Here is an 18192-nt window from a genome sequence, read left to right as displayed (position 1 = left end):
AGGGAAAAAAAAGCGCGGCCCCGGAAGGCCGCGCTGGTCTGTCGTAGCTGCGGTTACTGCAGGAGCTGCAGTACCGACTGGGTCTGCTGGTTTGCCTGGGCCAGCATGGCCGTGCTGGACTGAACCAGAATCTGGTTCCGGGTGTAGTCCACCACCTCCGAGGCCATATCCACGTCGCGGATACGGGACTCTGCTGCCTGAAGGTTTTCTGCCCCCACGCTCAGGCCGACCCGGGCCATTTCGAGGCGGTTCTGGTAGGCTCCCAGATCTGCTCGCTGCTTGCTCACCGCCTTGAGCGCGGAATCGATCACCGCGATGGATGAGTTTGCGCTGTCGGGGCTGCTCAGGCTGATGAAACTCGCCGTGTGGGGAAGCCCCGATGTGCTCTGGAGTCCCAGGCCCTGGGCGGTCATGGTGCCGATATAGACCCGCTCCCGCTGGTCCATATTTGCGCCGATGTGGAACCACATGCTGGCCGTAACGGTGTTGGTTCCGGTCTCGCGGGCAAAACGTCCGGTCAGGAGGTTCATGCCGTTGAACTGGGCGTGGGAAGCAACACGGTTGATCTCGTCCACCAGCTGGGAGACCTCCACCTGAATCTGCATCCGGTCCTCGGCGGTGTAAATTCCGTTGGAAGACTGAACAGCCAGCTCGCGCAGGCGCTGCAGGATGTCCTGGGTCTCCTGGAGATACCCCTCGGTGGTCTGGATCAGGGAGATTCCGTCGGCGGCGTTCCGCTCGGCCTGATTCAATCCCCGGATCTGGGAACGCATCTTCTCGCTCACGGCGAGACCACTGGCGTCATCACCGGCCCGGTTGATGCGGAGACCGCTGGAAAGCTTCTCCACGTTTCCCTGGACGGTCATGCCGTTGAACTTCTGTTGCCGCTGGGCAAACATCGCGGTCATGTTGTGGTTGATGATCATCTCATCCTCCTTGATGATAGTATGAGAACGTCCCTGTTCTCTCTTTCTTTGTCGGCTCCACGGTCTTTCTTCTTGAGAGTCTCCGCTGTCTCAGTTCGGGGACAGGCCCTGTTTCTGCCAGATAATTTTCTGCCACCACTTCTGCTGCCGGTGGTTGCCATCTTCCGCCAGTCTTTGTCAGCTCTTGCCAGTTTCCGGCGATTTCTGGTCGCGGATTTTCTTGAATTTGACGAGACCCGGCCTGGCCCGGTAGGATAGAAGGGAAGATGAGGACAGGGGGGGCTGTGGCTGTTCAGAAAGGGCTTGTGGTAACGGGCGGAGAGGCTCCCCGGGCCCGTGTGACCCTCGGTACCCCCGAGGGGTGGGTAATCGTGGCTGCCGACTCGGGCATCGGCCATCTCGCACGCTATGGGCTTCGACCCGAAGTGATCCTGGGGGACTTCGACTCCCTGGACAGGGATCTGCTGGAATCGGTTTTCCCCGATGTTCCCCGTCAGTCCTTTCCTCGTGCAAAGGATTANACCGACACGGAGCTGGCCCTGCAGTATCTTTGGGACCGGGGAATCACCGACCTGACCATCCTGGGAGGGGGTGGCGGACGGCTGGATCACCTGCTGGGTATCCGGGCGCTCTTTGAACGCGACCCTTGGCCCGGGCGATGGATAACAGCCCGGGAAGAACTCCGGGTCATAGAAGGAACCGTCCGGTTCTCCTCCCGGCCCGGGGAGGTGGTCTCCTTTTTCCCCCTGGGGAACGGGGTATGCCGCACGCGGTCCCGGGGGCTGCGGTGGGAGCTGGACGGCCTGGAATGGACACAGGGTGATGCAGGAGTAAGTAATGAATGTACGGGGGACGAATGCCTTCTCGAAACGGTAACCGGGCGGCTTCTTATGGTCCGCTCCCTCGTCTTTCCGCTGGTTCTCTAGGGGAGCCAGCCCTGGACAGCCTCTCGCGGTCACTCACCAGGGAGGAGCGCACAGCCCTGCTGGAGCGCATCGAGAAGAGCCTGAGCATCGGTGAGGACGCCCGGCGGCAAATTATTCACAGCGAACTCCAGAAAGACCGGCGCAACGAGCTGATCCGGGCCGACATGGAGAAACTCACCCTGGGCGAACGGTTCCAGCTCTGGGTATCGGGGCTCTTCCGGGCCGGGGGACAACGGGACCGGTTTATCGCGCTTCGCCTCTCCCAGGCGCGGCAGCGGGTGCGGGAACACCCCCGGGATCTCGCCGATTTCGAGGGTCGTCGCTTCCTGCCGGGCCTGCCCGGGGAGATCAGACCGCTTTACCGTGCTGCGCAGCCCCTGGCGGGGTTCTTCTCCTATATCAGCAACGATCCGGCTGCGCTCAGGACGATGCTCGACTATCTGCTGGCCCGGCGAATCCCCGATGCCAGGACTTCGCTCGAACAGCTCTGTCCCGTGCAGGAACTGCAGGAAACCTTCGGCGAGACAGAATCACCGGGCAAGCTGAAGCAGACCGTTCTGGAGCGGTTGAGCCGATACGTGGAGAGCATCCCCGATTCGGTGATGGAAGAGCTGGAGAGCGGCATGAAACCCCTCTATCTCTTCAGGGACCTGGTNCTCTTCGATTATGATTCATTTTTCGCGCTCTTTCGNTCCTCCGGGGCCGAGGCTCTGGGCGAGGGCGAGGTCTCCTTCGCGAACGCCCCCGTGGCGGCAGCTCTGGAACGGGTGGAGGAGCTGTATCTGGCCCTCTACTACTGCGCGCGTGCCGGGGGGGAGCCCTCGATGTACGCCGAACTGCTCCACGCCTACTGCGCGCTCCGGCAGGACCAGAGCCGGAATCAACAGAACCAGACTCAGGATCAGGAGACGCCCCTGGAGGATCTCCCCGCCTTTGACGAGGAAAAGCTGCTTCAGCGGAATCTTCTGCTTCTGGCCCGGGAGGCCGCGCGGCTGCGCGATACCGTGCCCTTTCAGGAGATGATCCGGTTCTTTCGCAACGATCCCTACTACCGCTTCATGGCCTATACGCCCCGGGTGCGCCTGCGCGAGTTTTACTACGCAAACCTGAAAATCAAGATGCTGGATCAGCTGGATCAGCGGTTTCAGGAGCTTCGCAAGGGTGCCCTGGATCAGATGATACAGAGCATCTTCCCCCGGGGACTCAGGGGGTTTGAATATTTTGGCCCCGACATAGAGACGGGAATCGGCCGTTCCGGGATCGCCGAGCTGCGGGTCCACCGGTCGCTTCAGTTTATCCAGACCTTTTTCCAGACGGTCTTCCACGACGATCTCGCGGCGTTCCTGCGCATTCTCTCGCGCATGATGCCCAGCCGGAGTCGCAGCAGCTCCGTGGATATTTCCCTCTTTGCGGCGTCTCTGGAGGATCTGGAACAGCGCCTGCGCACCTTTGATATGAGTTTTTCCCCCGATTCCGACGAGGGCAAGACCTTCTACCGCTACCGTTTCGGGACAGCCGACCGCGATCCGGGTCAGCTGAACGCCTATCGGGCCCTGGTGCAGCAGAAAAACCGCGATGCCCGGGAGATGGCCGAAAAATTTCAGGAGCTCCTCCAGGGGCTGCGGAGCCGGTTTCTCGCCCTGCAGCGGGGGAGCATGACCCAGATGAACGAACGCTACCGGAACTTCGACCCCGCCCCCGGGGAGGATCGTCCCTTTCAGACGCGACTGGAACGGTTTCTGAAGATTCTTGAGTCTTCCCGGAACATTATGGGCCAGCTCCTGCTTCTGGAGCGGGACCCCGGCAGCACCTGATCGTCCGGCGTNCCCCGGGGCCCTTCCCGTCCCGGCGGCGGCTGGAGGCTAGCGGTCCTGGCCGGGCAGGGATACATCCTGAAGCGGGATATCCAGCTTCAGGGGATTCTGGCCCGTCCTGGCGGTGATCTCCAGATACTCAAGCAACACAGGGTACTCCGAGAAGACCTTGCCAAACTGCTGGAGCATCGAGACCCGGTGGTCGGCAGCCTCCCGGTCCCGCGCTGCCGCCCGGATGGCCTCGCCCAGCGCCTCTTCCCGCAGACGCTGCAGGCGACGGTAGGTGTCCCGTGCCAGCCGGTAAAGTTGCGGATCGGGGAGTTCCANGGATTCCACAACCACGGCCTGGATGTCGAGATCGGGAAAGCGGGCCTGGAGTTTGTCCGTAATTTCCCGGGTCAGGGCGGGCACGGGCACCAGCAGGTCCTCTGCCTCGAGCAGGTCCTCCAGGGCCGTTGCGGCAAAGACCAGGGCTGCGCCGGTGAGCTCCCTGTCCAGGGAGACGAGCCAGGGCTCGATGTTGTCGCTGCTGATGCCCCGGGGCGCAAGGGTGACGAAGTTCTGCGGCACGGGCCGGTACTGAATCTCCAGGGTCAGTTCCTGACGCAACGAGGGCGCCCCTTCCAGGAAGGTCTCGTAGAGTTCGGCCGAGGGCAGGAGCGCCGAGGTGTGGAGCTGTGCCCGGCGAGGGGNATCGGGGAAATGGTGTATCCGGGCGTTGGTGGGGATCAGGAGCTCCCAGCGCCAGTCGAAGGTCCCCGCCTGGAGGGGTTCGGGATCCCAGCCCGAGGTCTTGGTATAGAGCACCGCCACGGTGCCGTCCTGCAACCGTAGTGGTACGTAGCCCACGCCGAAGGCGANCGCCCCCAGCACGAGGAGAATGATCAAAAGCGCGACAAACCGTTTCATCCTGTCAGTTCCTTTCCTGCAGGGAATCCCCCTCACAGGTTCATTCCCGCAACGTACAATTCCCATCCTACCACAGGAGCGGGGCACGGCGCACCCGGAGGGAGCCCCAAAGGGGGGATTTGGGGCTTTTTTCGGGAGAGGCTCCCCGTCGGTAGAGAATCAGGCGGTACTCGTGGTAGACTCTCTTCCTGTAATGCCGAGATTTCAGAGACGNGCCCCAGCAGACGCACCTCGATCTATCCTCGGTTTCTTCGAGAGGCTCCTGGTGCTCCTCTCGGGAGGAACCATCGTGGCGGCNCTGCTCTACGTGGCGGGGAACTACCAGACCTTTTCCGGGGAAACCCAGACCTATCTTCTCCGGCTCGTGCAGTATCTGGGGGCCTTCTCGGGGCTCACAGCCCTCCTGACCTGCCTGGGNGAACTCCTGCTGGTGGCCTTCCGACGGGACTGGCGCCGACTGTATCGCCTGGCGGGGCTTGTTGTGGCGGGTTTTGTGACAACAGCGCTCTTCCTGGGGAGCACGGCCATCATCGTGCTTCAAAAGCCCCTGTAATGATCACGCCCCTCTCCCGGAGATCGGCTCTGGAGATGCGCCGGATCGCCCAGGCGAGCAGGGGGCTCTTTCCTCTCTTTGGCGAGATTGCTTGCCGCTCCTGGGAAGGGGTTCCATCGGTGGAGATCGACAGACAGGCCCGGCGCTACCTGACCCGCCACGGCCTGGTGAGCGCTCTGGCGGGTTACCGGGGCTATCCGGCCCACTGCAGCGTGAGTTTCAACGCCACGGCCGTTCACGGGATACCCTCGGCGCGGCCAATCCGGCGGGGCGATATCTTTACCGTCGATGTGGCTGCCCGGGGAGGGGGGTGGGTGAGCGATGCCGCCTGGACGTACCTGATGCCGGGGTGTTCCTCCCGGGTGGAGCGGTTCTATCGGGCCTCGTGGCGGGCGTTCCGGGAGCTCCTGCAAAGGATCAAGCCGGGAATTTCTCTGGAGGAACTGGCGATAATCTCCCAGGAGATCGCCGACCGGGAGGGGCTCGCCGTGCTGGGTGAGTGCCTGGGGCACGGTATCGGCCGGGAGCTCCACGAACCGCCGGTGATCCCCTTTGTTCGCCAGGGTGCGGAGTCGGGGGCCGCCTCGGTGCGTCTTGTGGAGGGCCTGGTTTTCAATATCGAACCGGTTTACAGCAGCGGCGGCGCAGCGGTGACGGTGGACGACGACGGCTGGGGAATCGCCACCCTGGATCGTTCCGAGACGGTCCATTTCGAACTCACCCTGGCGATTCATCAGAACCGGGTGGAGGTGTTCCAGTTCGGGCGCTGTCCTGCCCGGGACCTTCCCGCTGCCCCCCCTTTCGGGGTTCTTTCGGGATGAGTCGCGACGGCGGGGAGCGGCCCGGGACCGGCCTTTTCTGTTGACACAGAGGCCCCTGACGGTGCACAGTAGCGGACGGATAATGCCACGCCACCTTAGCTCAGCTGGCCAGAGCACGTGACTTGTAATCTCGGGGTCGTCGGTTCGAATCCGACAGGTGGCTCTTCCGGGGCCCGGCAGTGTACGCCTGTACGTTGCCGGGTTTTTTTGTTGTCTGGCCCGGGAACCAGCCTCCCCCCAGCGGGCCCGTTATTGAGGGTGACGGACAACATCCCGGGACAATCTCCTGAAAGACGCTGTCTTGACGCGCCTCCGGTATTCCCGGGGGCTTATCTTTACGATTCTCTTGAAACTTTGGGAAAAATAACTCGAAGAAGAAAAGCCCACAATCGAGGATATCTGCGATAGGGAGAGGTCTGTCGAATCGATAAGATGTTTGCACTCTTCTATGCGTTTTTCCAGCAGGTAGTTTATAGGTGATATTCCGTATGTCTTGGTGAATGTATGTGACATGTAGTATTTATTAAGGTGAGCGATTTTTGCGAGCTGATCGAGATTTATATCGCTCTTCATGTTTTGATCGATATATTCCTTTACCCGGGCGCATTCTTTGCAGGCCTTTCGAGGCGGAGAAATCGAGATTCCCATCGATTTGTGCCGCATTATGTTTATCATAATCAGATTCAGAACGTTCTGGCAATAATTTTTCTTGAGGGCGGATCCGGGTTTTCGCATTTCATGGAGCATGGCGAGGAAGAGGAAACGCATTTCCATTTTTGCATCGCGATAATCTGCAACGGAGAATCCCCTGTCTTCAGGGCCAAAATCGAACTGAAGGCCCTCTATGCCGAGGACAATGTATTCCAGGGGGTTTTCGCTGCGAGTGGATATCTCGGTGTGCTCCACGTTCGCATTCACAATCACGAGAGAATCGCTGTTTATATCAACTGTGTGGTTATTTGCAAAGAATTGTCCTTCTCCGTTCATTACATAGAACATCTCGGAGAAAAAATGCGTGTGAGGGACGCTATGCCAGTCGTTTTCAAACTTTGACTTACTCAAGAACAGAAGCTTGAACCGGGGGTTGGTGTCGCTGAAAAAATGGTGTGTTTTTGATCCAAGGATTTCGCTTTCGGGGGGGATCGCTCCGGCTTCGTCCCCTGAATCGTCCCGAAAATCATAGCGCCGCATGCTCACTCTCTCAATGTACTACGCTCTCACGGACCCATCAAGACTGGAGGGAAAACGAGAGCAAGATATCTAAAGAACTCAGCAACATGGAGCTATGAATCTGAATCGCTCTGATTATACTGAATAAAAAGCAGGAGGTCCCCGAATTATGAGGAACAGAACCGGAAAACTTTTTTTGCTCGTTCTGACAACAGTTGTGTTTGCAGCGTGTGGTGGCAGAGATGAATCGACCGTGGGCGAGGGGCGGATCACCGTAGCTGCCCTGGAATCTGCCTATGGATCTGCGTTGTGGAAAGAGGTGACCCAGGCCTTTTCTGCAAAAACGGGAATAGAGGTTGAGCTTGTAATCGACAGAAACATCGAGGATGTTATCGCTCCGGGAATGCAGGCCGGTGATTTCCCCGACGTTGTACATCTGGCTACAGGACGGGAAAGAGCGCTCACTGAAACCATGATAAAAGAAGGTGCTCTGGAGCCACTCGCCGATATGCTGGAGATGGTTATTCCCGGCGAAAATGTCCGTGTCCGTGACAAGATAGCCGGTGGTTTCCTGGAATCATCGCTCACAAATCCCTACAGCGATAGGAAAACCTATCTTGCCCCGATGTTCTACAGTCCCTGCGGCCTTTTTTACAATGCCAATTTACTTGAGCAAAAAGGATGGGACCTCCCTTCTACGTGGGACGAGATGTGGGAGCTGGGTGACAAAGCCAGGGCCGAGGGAATAGCCCTCTTCGCGTACCCCACGGCCGGATATTTTGATGCATTCTTCTACGCGCTTCTTTATGTGGTGGGCGGTACGGATTTTTTTGACAGGGCCACAACATTCACAGAGGGGATATGGGAGACCGAGGAAGCACGCATAGTCTTCGACATAATCGAAACCCTGGCCTCCTATACCGAGAGATCGGTGCCGTCAAATGCCAACAGTGCAAATTTTACACGGAATCAGCAGCTTGTCCTGGACAACAAGGCAATTTTCATGCCCAACGGAACGTGGGTGACCGGTGAGATGCGGGATGCTCCCAGAGCAGATGGGTTTGAGTGGGGATTGACTGGCTTGCCTGCTCTCGAGGCCGGGGGCGATTCCTATTCCTATACCTGGTTCGAGCAGGCCTGGATTCCTGCGGGCGCCCGGAACAAGGATGCAGCAAAAACCTTTCTGGCTTATCTCTACTCCGACGAGGCAGCTGCAATTTTCGCCCGGAGCAGTGCCTATCAGCCGATTGTTGGCCTGGGAGATATGCTCGAAGGTGAAAACAGCCTTTTCTACAGCATCTATGACGGTGGCACAAAGGCTGCCCTGGGTGCCTTTGCCACAACCGTCCCGGTCGAAGGGGTCACCGTCTATGACACCTTCTTTGCTCCGGTAGACTCTCTCGTTAACGGAAGCAGGACAAGGGAGATGTGGGTTAACCAGATAAAGCGAAATAGTGATCTCTTAAGGGCTGCGTTAAAGTAGGTCCTGGCAAGCTTTGCGGCGGGCAGTGTCTGCTCGCCGCTCTCCGGAGGATCAGGGGTGAAAAAGAATTCGAAGGGTGCATTTATCTTTATGTGCCTGGCTCCTTCTGTGGTGTTATTTACATTGTTCATGGTGGTTCCCACGATAAATGTATTCAGGATGTCCTTTTATCGATGGGGTGGATATTCTGCGAGCAGAACCTTTGTTGGTCTCGATAATTTCCGGATACTTTTTTCCGGTGATATGAGGTTCCTTCAGTCTTTTCAGAACACGGTCTTGCTCATATCAGTGGTAAGCATTGTAACTTTTGGAATTTCTCTTGTATTCGCCAGTATTCTGTCTCGAGAAGAAGTCAGGGGAAAAAATTTTTTCCGCGTGGTTTTTTACATTCCGAACATTCTCTCCGTTGTCATAATAAGCGCAATATTTAGCGCAATCTATGAAGCAAACAACGGAATGCTAAATAGTATAATTTCTTTTTTTGACCGAACCAGGGAGCCTGTCTACTGGCTGGGTGATAACGACATCGTGATCTTTAGTATAGCGGGAGCAATGGTCTGGCAGGCGATCGGTTACTACATGGTGATGTATATGGCGAGCATGGCCTCGGTTCCGGAAAGTCTTTATGAATCAGCAAACCTGGAAGGCGCGGGAAAAATACATCAATTTTTCAGGATTACTGTTCCCCTTATATGGTCAAATATAAGGACGACGATGACGTTTTTCATAATCAGCAGCATAAATCTGAGTTTTCTCTTTGTTACTGCCATGACAAATGGTGGGCCCGATGGAGCATCGGAAGTGTTCTTGAGCTACATGTATCGGCAGGCCTATACGAACTCGAGTTATGGCTACGGTATGGCCATAGGAGTTGTGGTATTCACCTTCTCTTTTGCCTTGAGCGGAATTGTCAATCTTGTGACGTATCGCGATCCAATAGAAATATAGTGTGGTGTCGCTATGAAATTATTTGAACCTGAATCGGATAGACTTTACAGAATCTTTATTTACGTTGCCCTGGTTGGTCTCGCTGTTAGCGTGATTGTCCCCGTTGCATGGGTCTTCATGGCATCCATAAAGAAAAACAGTGAATTTTACGGAAACCCCTGGTTACTCCCGGAGGGATTCCACTACCAGAATTTCGTCGATGCCTGGGGCAATGCCAGAATGGGCGAATATATGATGAGCAGCGTTATTGTCACCTTGCTGGCAATATGTATTCTCCTCGTGGTCGCGCTCCCTGCGGCTTATTGTCTCAGCAGATTCCGTTTTCGTATGAGAAAATTCCTTCGCGTGCTTTTCATGGGAGGTCTCTTCATAAACGTGAATTACATCGTTGTTCCGATATTTCTGATGTTTGTCGGTTTTGACGGATATCTCCGTGATTACGGTATGGATGGTTTTTTCCTGAACAATATTTTTGTTCTGGCTCTGGTCTATGCATCCACAGCTTTGCCGTTCACGATATATCTCCTCAGTGGCTATTTTGTTACGCTTTCTTCATCCTACGAGGAAGCCGCCTATATCGATGGGGCAGGGTATTTCCGGACCATGATGCATGTAATGTTTCCCATGGCCCTGCCCAGTATCATTACGGTTATCCTCTTTAACTCTCTCGCCTTCTGGAACGAGTACATCATCGCTATCACACTTCTTACACGGCCGGGGGGGACCAGAACACTTCCGGTTGGCCTGATGAATTTGATGAAAGCGCAAAATGCCGCAGCGCAATATGGTCAGCTGTATGCGGGGCTTGTGCTGGTCATGGTCCCGACCCTGGTCCTCTACATCTGTGTCCAGAAAAAACTGACCGAAGGAATGAATCTCGGGGGGCTAAAGGGATAGTTGTAATGGAAAAATTAACACACCTCTTTTTCACTGTGGCGAACGTGGTGCTGGTGGGCGTTTTCCTCTGGATGGTTATCGACGGACAGAAAACAACGGGCTGGGCGAACGCCGGCCGCATGATGGCGGGTCTCGCGGGACTGCTTCTGCTTCTCTATCTGTATAACAGAAAAGACAAGTAATTCTATTTTGGGGGAGAAATGAAGAACGATACTACGATGGGGGGGCGGGTAACTATACCGACCGATGTTGATGTAGTTCCCGAAACTCTCGAACTCATCAGGCGCTGGGGTGCCGATGCCGTTCGTGATTGTGACGGCACCGATTATCCTGCCGGGCTACGCGATCTGGATGCCAAAGTTTACAGTACCTACTACACTACGAGAAAGGACAATGAATGGGCACTGGCCAATCCTGATGAGGTGCAGCAGTGTTACATCATGACCGGGTTCAGGACATCGCCGGGGGGAGAACTCCGTATAGAGCTCATGCAGGGCATAGCCCGGGAACTACTCCGGGTAAATTCTCATGATGATATCACCCGATGGTGGGAGGTGGTGGACCGCACCTCGGGATTGCCTCTTTCCGCAAGCGAATGGTCCTATGAGGAAGAGACAGAAACGGTAGTAATCAGGAATACGCGTGCTTTTCATGAGTATACCGTCAGTTTTCTCGCCTATATCATCTGGGATCCCGTCCACATGTATAACGCGGTGGTGAATGAATGGAAAGATGTCGATCATCAGATAACGTTTGACGTGAGGCAACCAAAGACACGGGCCTACTCGATGAAGCGACTGCGCAATTTTATCGAGAATAATCCCCATGTCGATGTTATTCGGTATACAACCTTTTTTCACCAGTTCACCTTGATTTTTGACGATCTCCGCCGGGAAAAATATGTCGACTGGTATGGTTATTCTGCCTCGGTAAGCCCCTATATCCTGGAGAAATTCGAGAAGGAAGCCGGGTATCCCTTTCGTCCCGAGTTCATTATCGATCAGGGTTATTATAATAACCAGTATCGGGTTCCGAGCAGGGAGTTTCTCGACTTTATTGATTTCCAGCGTCGTGAGGTCGCAAAACTGGCAAAAGAGATGGTGGATATAACCCACGAATATGGGAAAGAAGCCATGATGTTTCTCGGGGATCACTGGATTGGCACAGAACCATTCATGGACGAGTTCCGGCAGATCGGTCTTGATGCGGTTGTGGGGAGTGTGGGAAATGGTTCCACCTTGCGGCTGATCAGCGATATCAAGGGTGTGAAATATACCGAGGGCCGGTTTTTGCCCTACTTTTTTCCCGACACCTTTTATGATGGTGGAGATCCCGTGAGCGAGGCAAAAAATAACTGGGTTACAGCCCGCAGGGCCATACTCCGGAACCCCGTCGACAGGATAGGCTACGGGGGATATCTCAAGCTGGCGTGTCAGTTCCCCGATTTCGTGGAGTATGTTGAACGTGTCTGTAACGAATTTCGCCTGCTTTACCGCAATATCGATGGAGCGCAGCCGTATTGTGCCAGGAAAGTTGCGATCCTGAACTGCTGGGGTCACATGCGCGCCTGGGGATGCCACATGGTCCATCACGCGCTTTACCAGAAACCGAATTACAGTTATGCCGGTGTTATTGAGAGTCTCAGCGGAGCTCCCTTCGACGTTGTCTTTCTCAGTTTTGATGATATCAGGAAGGACGAGAGTATTCTGGACGATGTTGATGTCATCATCAATTGTGGGGACGCCGATACGGCGCACACGGGTGGGGTGGAATGGGAGGATCCCCTGGTTGCTTCCCGAATAAAGCGATTCGTCTATGAGGGCGGAGGTTTTATTGGTGTAGGGGAACCGGGAGGTCACCAGTATCAGGGAAGGTTTCTGCAGGTTTCTGCAATTCTGGGTGTGGAAAAAGAAACGGGCTTTACCCTGGGGTACGACAAGTACAACTGGGATCAGGAGAAGGCGCATTTTATCATGGCCGATTCTTCTGGCACCCCGAGTTTTGGCGAGGGAAAGAAGGGTATGTATGCCCTCCCCGAGGCAACCGTGCTGGTTCAAGAGGACCGGGACGTCCAGCTGGCAGTAAACAGCTACGGGCGGGGGAGAGGCGTTTATATCAGTGGTCTTCCCTACAGTTTTGAAAACACCCGCCTCCTGCACCGCTCGATTCTGTGGAGTTCCAGGGGCGAGGGTGATTTGCTTGCCTGGTTCAGCTCGAACTACAACGCAGAGGTGCATGCTTTTCCGGAAAAGGGGAAGTATTGCGTGGTAAACAATACCTATGAACCGCAGAAGACAAGGGTTTATCGGGGAGATGGAACCTCGTTTGAACTGGATCTGGATCCCAACGCAATTTTGTGGTACGAAATCGATTGATGCAGTGACCTCGAGGATGGCTCGTTGTGCCGGGGGTGCCCCCCGGCACAGTCACTCCGGTGTCCATACCGGAAAGGGTGGAAAGGGCAACAGTATGCCCCCATTTCCCGACACTGCTCTGGCGCCCAACAGAATGCCGGGTCTTCTGTGCAAGGCTTGAGCACTCAGAAATTCAATCAGAAAATCCCCCGGGATTGGACAAAACGCAAATGGGCCTGTACTCTTGGGGTGATAGTAGCGCCTGTCTCAGGGAGATCATTCTTGACAGACGGCGCTTGTGGTGAGGGGGCCAGGAGTTGAACACACGTTTTTCATATCTCTATAGCGATGCAAGCAACTATAAGAAGCACCACGAGATCGTCCTAGCTGGAACTCTTCGGGAACTTGATCTTTGCGAATTTTTGAGAGACGGGGAGTTCTTCATTCCCCACGAGATTGACCTTCCTGAGCTACAAGATAAACCTCTGACCTTGGATGATCATATTTGGCACACGTTCGGTGCCGTTGAGCCTACCACGGAAGATCCTACAGACCAGCGGAGGGCAAAAGAATTTCTCAGGGCCTGGAAAAGAGCTGCTGCGCTCGACTGGAACGAGGTGGCGACGATGAGGCGCCTGGGGTTTTTGTAAGCGTCCTGTTATTCTTGTTATCCGTCGCGTGAGTTGATTGCAGAAGATAAAAAATGTGGAGGCGGAAGTGCTTGTGGTTTCCACTAGCCTACTGCTAGCTTTGCGGCACTATGCCAGAGCCATGGAGGAAGCGATGTCTCTAGGCGCCAGGTAATACTCATGGGCTGACTGCCTTCACAGCGAACAAATTTCACAGGTCCTAAACACACAAAACCCATTGCGCGTTTATACTCATCCTGCGATTGTTCGCGTGCAAAGAGAATGATGCTCGTCCCTTTTTCTTGATGGCGAATATAATCCAGGCCTTTTCCTCTGTCAGGGCGGGCAGAGTTCTGACTTTGCCAGTGAAAAAGGTTTTCACTGATTGCATAGTCATGGTAGAGGGTTGTGGGCGAGAAACGTTTCTCGGTTTTCTGTAGGGTAACAAAAAGCAGCTCAGAATTTATCTCTGGTAGAAAAACTACACCCTCTCGGCTATTGGATTTTTTCTCAAAACGGTGTGCTCCAAAAGCAGATAAAATTTGATCCCGGCTATATCGAGCATGTTGGTTCAGTGCTATTGGGTACGGGAGATTCATCGGGATTTCTTCATTTTCGATGGAACTAAGGCAGAATGCAACAACTTCGATGATTTCTGAATTTATATTTTTATCCCTTTTCATTTTATTAAGGGATTCTCTCATTGACTGGGACTCAAGGCTTGATCCTGATGATCTCCAAAAATCGTAATGAAGCATAATAGCGTACTGTTGATGTATAGGGTCGTTTTTATCCCAGTAATCCGAATTTTTGAAAAAATTGTAGACAAAATTTAAATATGACCATGAGGTGCATGGAATGAGTCGATTGTACAGAGCTCGATGCATGGGAATTTCCAGTTCTGGATCCGGTTCAGCAGCAATTAGCCCAGAGGCATATTGTAATCGCGTCCATCCTCCGCCACCATCAATTTTTGTTTTATATATGTCCGCCAGACGAACGTTAGGATAGTGATGCAGGAAGTTTCTCAGCGTAAGTTTTTGACAGCTCTGCTGTGGATAGTCTCTCAGCCATCTTAGTAGTTGCTTCTTATTGACAATAGCGTTACGAATATTCCGCAGAATTATTTCTCGAGCTTGTTTTTGTAGAATTATTGAGCATCCTAGAGGTGCGTGAGGAAAGTCGTTTTCAATCTCATCCTGTACTGATGTGTGCGACTGTCCAACTATTGCGCGAAATTTCTGGGAGAAGTCATATTCTGGTCGTGCATTTCCAACAAAGTCGAGTACTGTTAGACAGTCTTTCCCTTCACTTAGTCGGAGTCCCCGACCAAGCTGCTGTAAAAAAACCGTCAGGCTCTCGGTTGGTCTCAAAAATAGAAGTGTGTCGATTTCAGGAATGTCAATTCCTTCATTGAATATGTCAACTAAGCAAAGAACATTAATTTCTCCACGAACGAGTTTTTCTCTTAGACTCGTCCTTTCGAATCTATTCGCACTTGTGAGAACGCTTGCTGGAATTCCTTTTCTCTGAAATTTATCAGCCATATAATTTGCATGATCCTGCGACACGCAGAAAGCTAAAGCTTTCATGCGTAAAAAATCAGTGATGTATGTCGTGATATTTTGGATAATGTGCATAACTCGCGCATCATTTTCTGTATAAAGCCGAGTGAGTTCTCCCGGAAGATAGCGCCCTCGTTCCCAACTTGCTCGTGAGAGATCTGTAGGATCGTCTAGACCAAAGTATTGGAAGGGACACAGGTGCCGTTGATTGATGGCATCTGGTAGACGCAATTCAGCAGCAATTGTTCCGCAAAAGTCTTCTAAGATGTCTGCCCCATCATGCCGCTCTGGGGTTGCTGTTAAGCCAAGTAAAATAGTTGGTGTAAAATTTTCTAGAATAGGACGATAGCTTGACGCGGCAATATGATGTACCTCATCAATGACGATGTAGTCGTAGTAGTTTTTGGTGAGAGGAAGATCTGCTAATCGGTTGCCAATGGTTTGAATTGTGGCAAAGACATGATCGTATCGAGATGGCTCTGTTCCGCCGCAAAATAGTTCACCAAAAGATGGTTGGCGTAGAATCGCTCGATAGCTTGCAAGAGCTTGCTTAAGGATTTCCTCGCGGTGGGCGATGAACAGTAGACGCGCCCCGGTGTTTTTCTGAAAGAACCTACTAAAATCGAAAGCGCTGATAATGGTTTTCCCGGTGCCCGTTGCTGCAACCACAAGATTTCGGAAGCGACCGTGTGTTTCTCTCTCGACTCGGAGGTGCTCGAGCATCTCTTTTTGATAGGGATGTGGTTGAATATCGAAAAAAAACATTGAGTCTGATCTAAGCGTTCCACGCTCGGAGCTCAGAGCTAGTTCGAGACGTCGGTGCTGTTCTGAATTATCGGCAGTATAGTTTTCAAACTCGGATGATTCCCAGTAGGTGGAGAAGGTGCTGTTAAATTTTTCGAGAATATGCGGAATTTCCTGCGTAGTAAGCTTTAGGTTCCATTCTAAACCATTCGTCAAAGCAGACCTAGAAATGTTAGAGGAGCCAATGTAGCCAGTGTGAAAACCTGATTCCCGTAGAAAGAGGTAGGCCTTAGCATGTAGCCGCTCTCGATCAGTGTTGTAGTTCACACGGACCTCAGTATTTGGCAGATTACAGAGAAAATCTACGGCTTTTTGATCAGTAGCCCCCATGTAGGATGTAGTAAGTACACGCAACTTGGTCCCCGCAGTAGTGACCTGGCGCAGTTCTTCTGCAAAAATCCGAATGCCAGTCCATTTTATAAAGCTGACAAGCCAACATATTTCATCAGATGAGAGAATTTCCCGTTTCATTTCGCTTTCTAAAGATATGCTGCTATTGCAACCTGTAAAAAGCTCGCTTTGTACAAGCCCGGTTTGCGGAGTGATTTCGTCAGTATATTTTTTCAGATTAGCTGAAACTGGATTTTTTGCATTGAAAAAAGCAGTCAGGAGCTCTCCTTGTGAGTGGAGTAAATTTTCATTTATATCAGAGTCTTGTAGATATTCAGATAGCCAGCGTATGAATTCATTGGCAAGAAGAACTTGCCTCTCTAGCCGAGTTCCTTCTCCAGAGTAAGGTAGTGACTCTAGAACATTGCAGAGAAGGTTTTGCAAGAAAGTAGATAAATAACGTCCCGCTTCGGCAGGATCTAGAGGTCTTTTTTGAATAAAATATTGTTGCTGCTTTTGTTCGAAACTTTCTCTGAGGAGATCGGTGATCAATTGCTCGTAAATACCAGTATGCATTTTTATTCCTTCATCGATCTATCGATCATTAGAGATTCACATTAGGGGGATTTTTTCTTTTGAAATCTGATCAGTGGGGCATTAAATGATGTAGCCCGGAGGGAGTAGTGTTTTTTGCCGCAAACGTCAGGTTTCATAATCTACCCCAATATTTCGCTAGATTGACTCTACCATCTTACCACGATATCTCCTAGTGAGGATCTCAGTCTTGCTTTCTTCCAGAATGTCTCCAGCCCAAGTGTAGAACGAGAGGGTGTTCCTGCCGTAATGGCTATCTTATCTCGGCCAACCCGCACCCATGCCCCGGCAGGCCCCAAACGCACCCGGGCCCTAATGCAGCCACCGGGCCGTGCGGGAATCCAGGTTTGTGAGACCCAGGTCCCGGGCGTGGTGTACCACCGCCTGGTATTCCCCGGGATCTATCCGGCGGGCAATCCGGGGAAAGTTGAACGCCTGATGATGGGGCGAATATTGCTCCATGATGTTGATATAGGTGTCGGAAGGCAGGTTCCCGGCTATCCAGTCCAGAACATCCCGGGAGCCGCTGGCGCTGTCGGGCATCACCAGATGACGGATCATGAGCCCCCGGTTGATGATCCCTCTCTCGTCGGGCCGGGCCACCCCCACCTGGCGGTGCATCTCCAGAACAGCCGCCCGGGTATCCTGGGGGTAGTTCGGGGTTCCCGTGAACTCCCCGGCCTCGGCGCTGGCTGCAAACTTGATATCGGGCAGATAAATATCCACCACGCCATCGAGAAGCCGCAGAACCTCCACCCGCTCCCAGCCGCTGGTGTTCCAGACCAGGGGAATCCGCAAGCCCTTTCCCGCCGCGATATCCAGGGCAGCCACAATGTGGGGTGAATAGTGGGTCGGGGTGACCACATTGATATTGTGGCACCCCATCTCCTGAAGGCTGAGCATCGCCGCTGCCAGGTCTTCGATCGACACGGCCGTTCCCCGCCCCAGGATACTGATCTGGTAGTTCTGGCAAAAGACGCACCGCAGGTTGCAGTGGCTGAAAAAGATCGTCCCCGATCCACCGCGCCCGACCAGGGGCCGTTCCTCGCCAAAATGGGGCTGGATCGAGGCCAGAATCAGCCTGGTGCCGGGGGCACGGCAGTAGCCTCGTTCGCCCACCAGACGGTTCACGCCACACGATCGGGGGCAGAGCGTGCAGGACTCCATCATCTGCCAGAGCTCGCCCGCCCGTTTGGCCAGCTCGCCGCTTTGGTGGAGTTCGACGTAGGAGGGGACAAAATCGCTCTCTTCGGCGGGCGGGGTACTCCCGCTGCGCCCGTCCGTTCGGGGGAGATCGGGGATCTCCCTGGAACCCGAGCCGTAGGTGATCCGTGTGGAGAGACCAACCATCAGAAATACCGAAAGGAGAGCCAGGGCCGTGGCGGTTTTTGCAACTCTGGTGGTCCGTTCTGTGGGCATCTTCATCGATAATTTCCCTGCCCTGATATTCCCAAACCCGACATCTTGAT

At 53.7% G+C, this 18192-nt stretch carries 13 protein-coding genes and 1 tRNA gene; 10 read left to right on the top strand and 4 right to left on the bottom strand.

Annotated features, from left to right (window positions below):
• Positions 1 to 53 precede the first annotated feature (53 nt).
• Entirely contained in the window at positions 54 to 926 is an 873-nt protein-coding gene (locus B071_RS0112630; RefSeq protein ID WP_018527438.1) for a flagellin N-terminal helical domain-containing protein, read from the bottom strand.
• Between the two features lie 266 nt (positions 927 to 1192).
• On the opposite strand from B071_RS0112630, the gene B071_RS17615 reads away from it, so the two are divergent.
• The 4 genes from B071_RS17615 (at position 1193) to B071_RS0112600 (ending at position 6112) form a co-directional block, all read left to right on the top strand.
• On the top strand, positions 1193 to 1852 hold the full coding sequence (locus B071_RS17615; protein WP_083914948.1) for a thiamine diphosphokinase: 660 nt from the start codon (positions 1193 to 1195) through the stop codon (positions 1850 to 1852).
• Entirely contained in the window at positions 1768 to 3666 is a 1899-nt protein-coding gene (locus B071_RS0112620; RefSeq protein ID WP_438829701.1) for a DUF5312 family protein, read from the top strand. Before B071_RS17615 ends, B071_RS0112620 begins: the two co-directional genes overlap by 85 nt.
• Before the next feature lie 1461 nt (positions 3667 to 5127).
• Positions 5128 to 5949 (top strand): M24 family metallopeptidase, encoded by an 822-nt coding sequence (locus B071_RS0112605; protein ID WP_018527433.1) that lies wholly within the window; start codon positions 5128 to 5130, stop codon positions 5947 to 5949.
• 89 nt (positions 5950 to 6038) lie between these two features.
• Positions 6039 to 6112: transfer RNA gene (locus B071_RS0112600), tRNA-Thr, on the top strand.
• 86 nt (positions 6113 to 6198) lie between these two features.
• Here B071_RS0112600 and B071_RS17610 read toward each other — a convergent pair.
• Positions 6199 to 7140, bottom strand: a complete 942-nt coding sequence (locus B071_RS17610) for an AraC family transcriptional regulator (protein ID WP_018527432.1) — start codon at positions 7138 to 7140, stop codon at positions 6199 to 6201.
• Between the two features lie 148 nt (positions 7141 to 7288).
• On the opposite strand from B071_RS17610, the gene B071_RS0112590 reads away from it, so the two are divergent.
• From B071_RS0112590 to B071_RS0112565, 6 genes are all read left to right on the top strand, one after another.
• Positions 7289 to 8602 (top strand): carbohydrate ABC transporter substrate-binding protein, encoded by a 1314-nt coding sequence (locus tag B071_RS0112590; RefSeq protein ID WP_018527431.1) that lies wholly within the window; start codon positions 7289 to 7291, stop codon positions 8600 to 8602.
• Positions 8603 to 8659: 57 nt separating this feature from the next.
• Positions 8660 to 9550 carry a carbohydrate ABC transporter permease gene (locus B071_RS0112585; protein ID WP_018527430.1) on the top strand — a complete coding sequence of 297 codons (891 nt, stop codon included), beginning with the start codon at positions 8660 to 8662 and terminating at the stop codon, positions 9548 to 9550.
• 12 nt (positions 9551 to 9562) lie between these two features.
• The gene (locus tag B071_RS0112580; RefSeq protein ID WP_026245221.1) at positions 9563 to 10447 is read left to right on the top strand and encodes a carbohydrate ABC transporter permease; all 885 of its coding nucleotides are present in this window, start codon (positions 9563 to 9565) and stop codon (positions 10445 to 10447) included.
• Between the two features lie 5 nt (positions 10448 to 10452).
• Complete coding sequence (locus tag B071_RS19915) at positions 10453 to 10629, top strand: DUF6903 family protein (RefSeq protein ID WP_018527428.1); 177 nt, start codon at positions 10453 to 10455, stop codon at positions 10627 to 10629.
• An 18-nt stretch (positions 10630 to 10647) separates the two neighbouring features.
• Entirely contained in the window at positions 10648 to 12822 is a 2175-nt protein-coding gene (gene gnpA / locus B071_RS0112570) for a 1,3-beta-galactosyl-N-acetylhexosamine phosphorylase (protein WP_018527427.1), read from the top strand.
• Between the two features lie 296 nt (positions 12823 to 13118).
• Entirely contained in the window at positions 13119 to 13451 is a 333-nt protein-coding gene (locus tag B071_RS0112565; RefSeq protein ID WP_018527426.1) for a hypothetical protein, read from the top strand.
• An 83-nt stretch (positions 13452 to 13534) separates the two neighbouring features.
• On the opposite strand, the gene B071_RS19315 is transcribed toward B071_RS0112565, so the two are convergent.
• Positions 13535 to 16705, bottom strand: a complete 3171-nt coding sequence (locus B071_RS19315) for a DEAD/DEAH box helicase (RefSeq protein WP_083914946.1) — start codon at positions 16703 to 16705, stop codon at positions 13535 to 13537.
• A 330-nt stretch (positions 16706 to 17035) separates the two neighbouring features.
• Complete coding sequence (locus B071_RS0112560; protein WP_018527425.1) at positions 17036 to 18148, bottom strand: radical SAM protein; 1113 nt, start codon at positions 18146 to 18148, stop codon at positions 17036 to 17038.
• Between the last annotated feature and the right edge of the window lie 44 nt (positions 18149 to 18192).

Source organism: Alkalispirochaeta alkalica DSM 8900 (genome assembly GCF_000373545.1).
Classification (GTDB): Bacteria; Spirochaetota; Spirochaetia; order DSM-27196; family Alkalispirochaetaceae; genus Alkalispirochaeta; species Alkalispirochaeta alkalica.
Note: the sequence above shows the minus strand (reverse complement) of the source record. Positions and strands in the feature narration are given on the sequence as shown.

Bases quoted from the DNA above. Each gene is read 5' to 3' on its own strand.
- B071_RS0112630 (WP_018527438.1), bottom strand. From the start codon at position 926: ATGATCATCAACCACAACATGACCGCGATGTTTGCCCAGCGGCAACAG.
- B071_RS0112605 (WP_018527433.1), top strand. From the start codon at position 5,128: ATGATCACGCCCCTCTCCCGGAGATCGGCTCTGGAGATGCGCCGGATC.
- B071_RS17610 (WP_018527432.1), bottom strand. From the start codon at position 7,140: ATGCGGCGCTATGATTTTCGGGACGATTCAGGGGACGAAGCCGGAGCG.
- B071_RS0112590 (WP_018527431.1), top strand. From the start codon at position 7,289: ATGAGGAACAGAACCGGAAAACTTTTTTTGCTCGTTCTGACAACAGTT.
- B071_RS0112580 (WP_026245221.1), top strand. From the start codon at position 9,563: ATGAAATTATTTGAACCTGAATCGGATAGACTTTACAGAATCTTTATT.
- B071_RS19915 (WP_018527428.1), top strand. From the start codon at position 10,453: ATGGAAAAATTAACACACCTCTTTTTCACTGTGGCGAACGTGGTGCTG.
- gnpA (WP_018527427.1), top strand. From the start codon at position 10,648: ATGAAGAACGATACTACGATGGGGGGGCGGGTAACTATACCGACCGAT.
- B071_RS19315 (WP_083914946.1), bottom strand. From the start codon at position 16,705: ATGCATACTGGTATTTACGAGCAATTGATCACCGATCTCCTCAGAGAA.
- B071_RS0112560 (WP_018527425.1), bottom strand. From the start codon at position 18,148: ATGAAGATGCCCACAGAACGGACCACCAGAGTTGCAAAAACCGCCACG.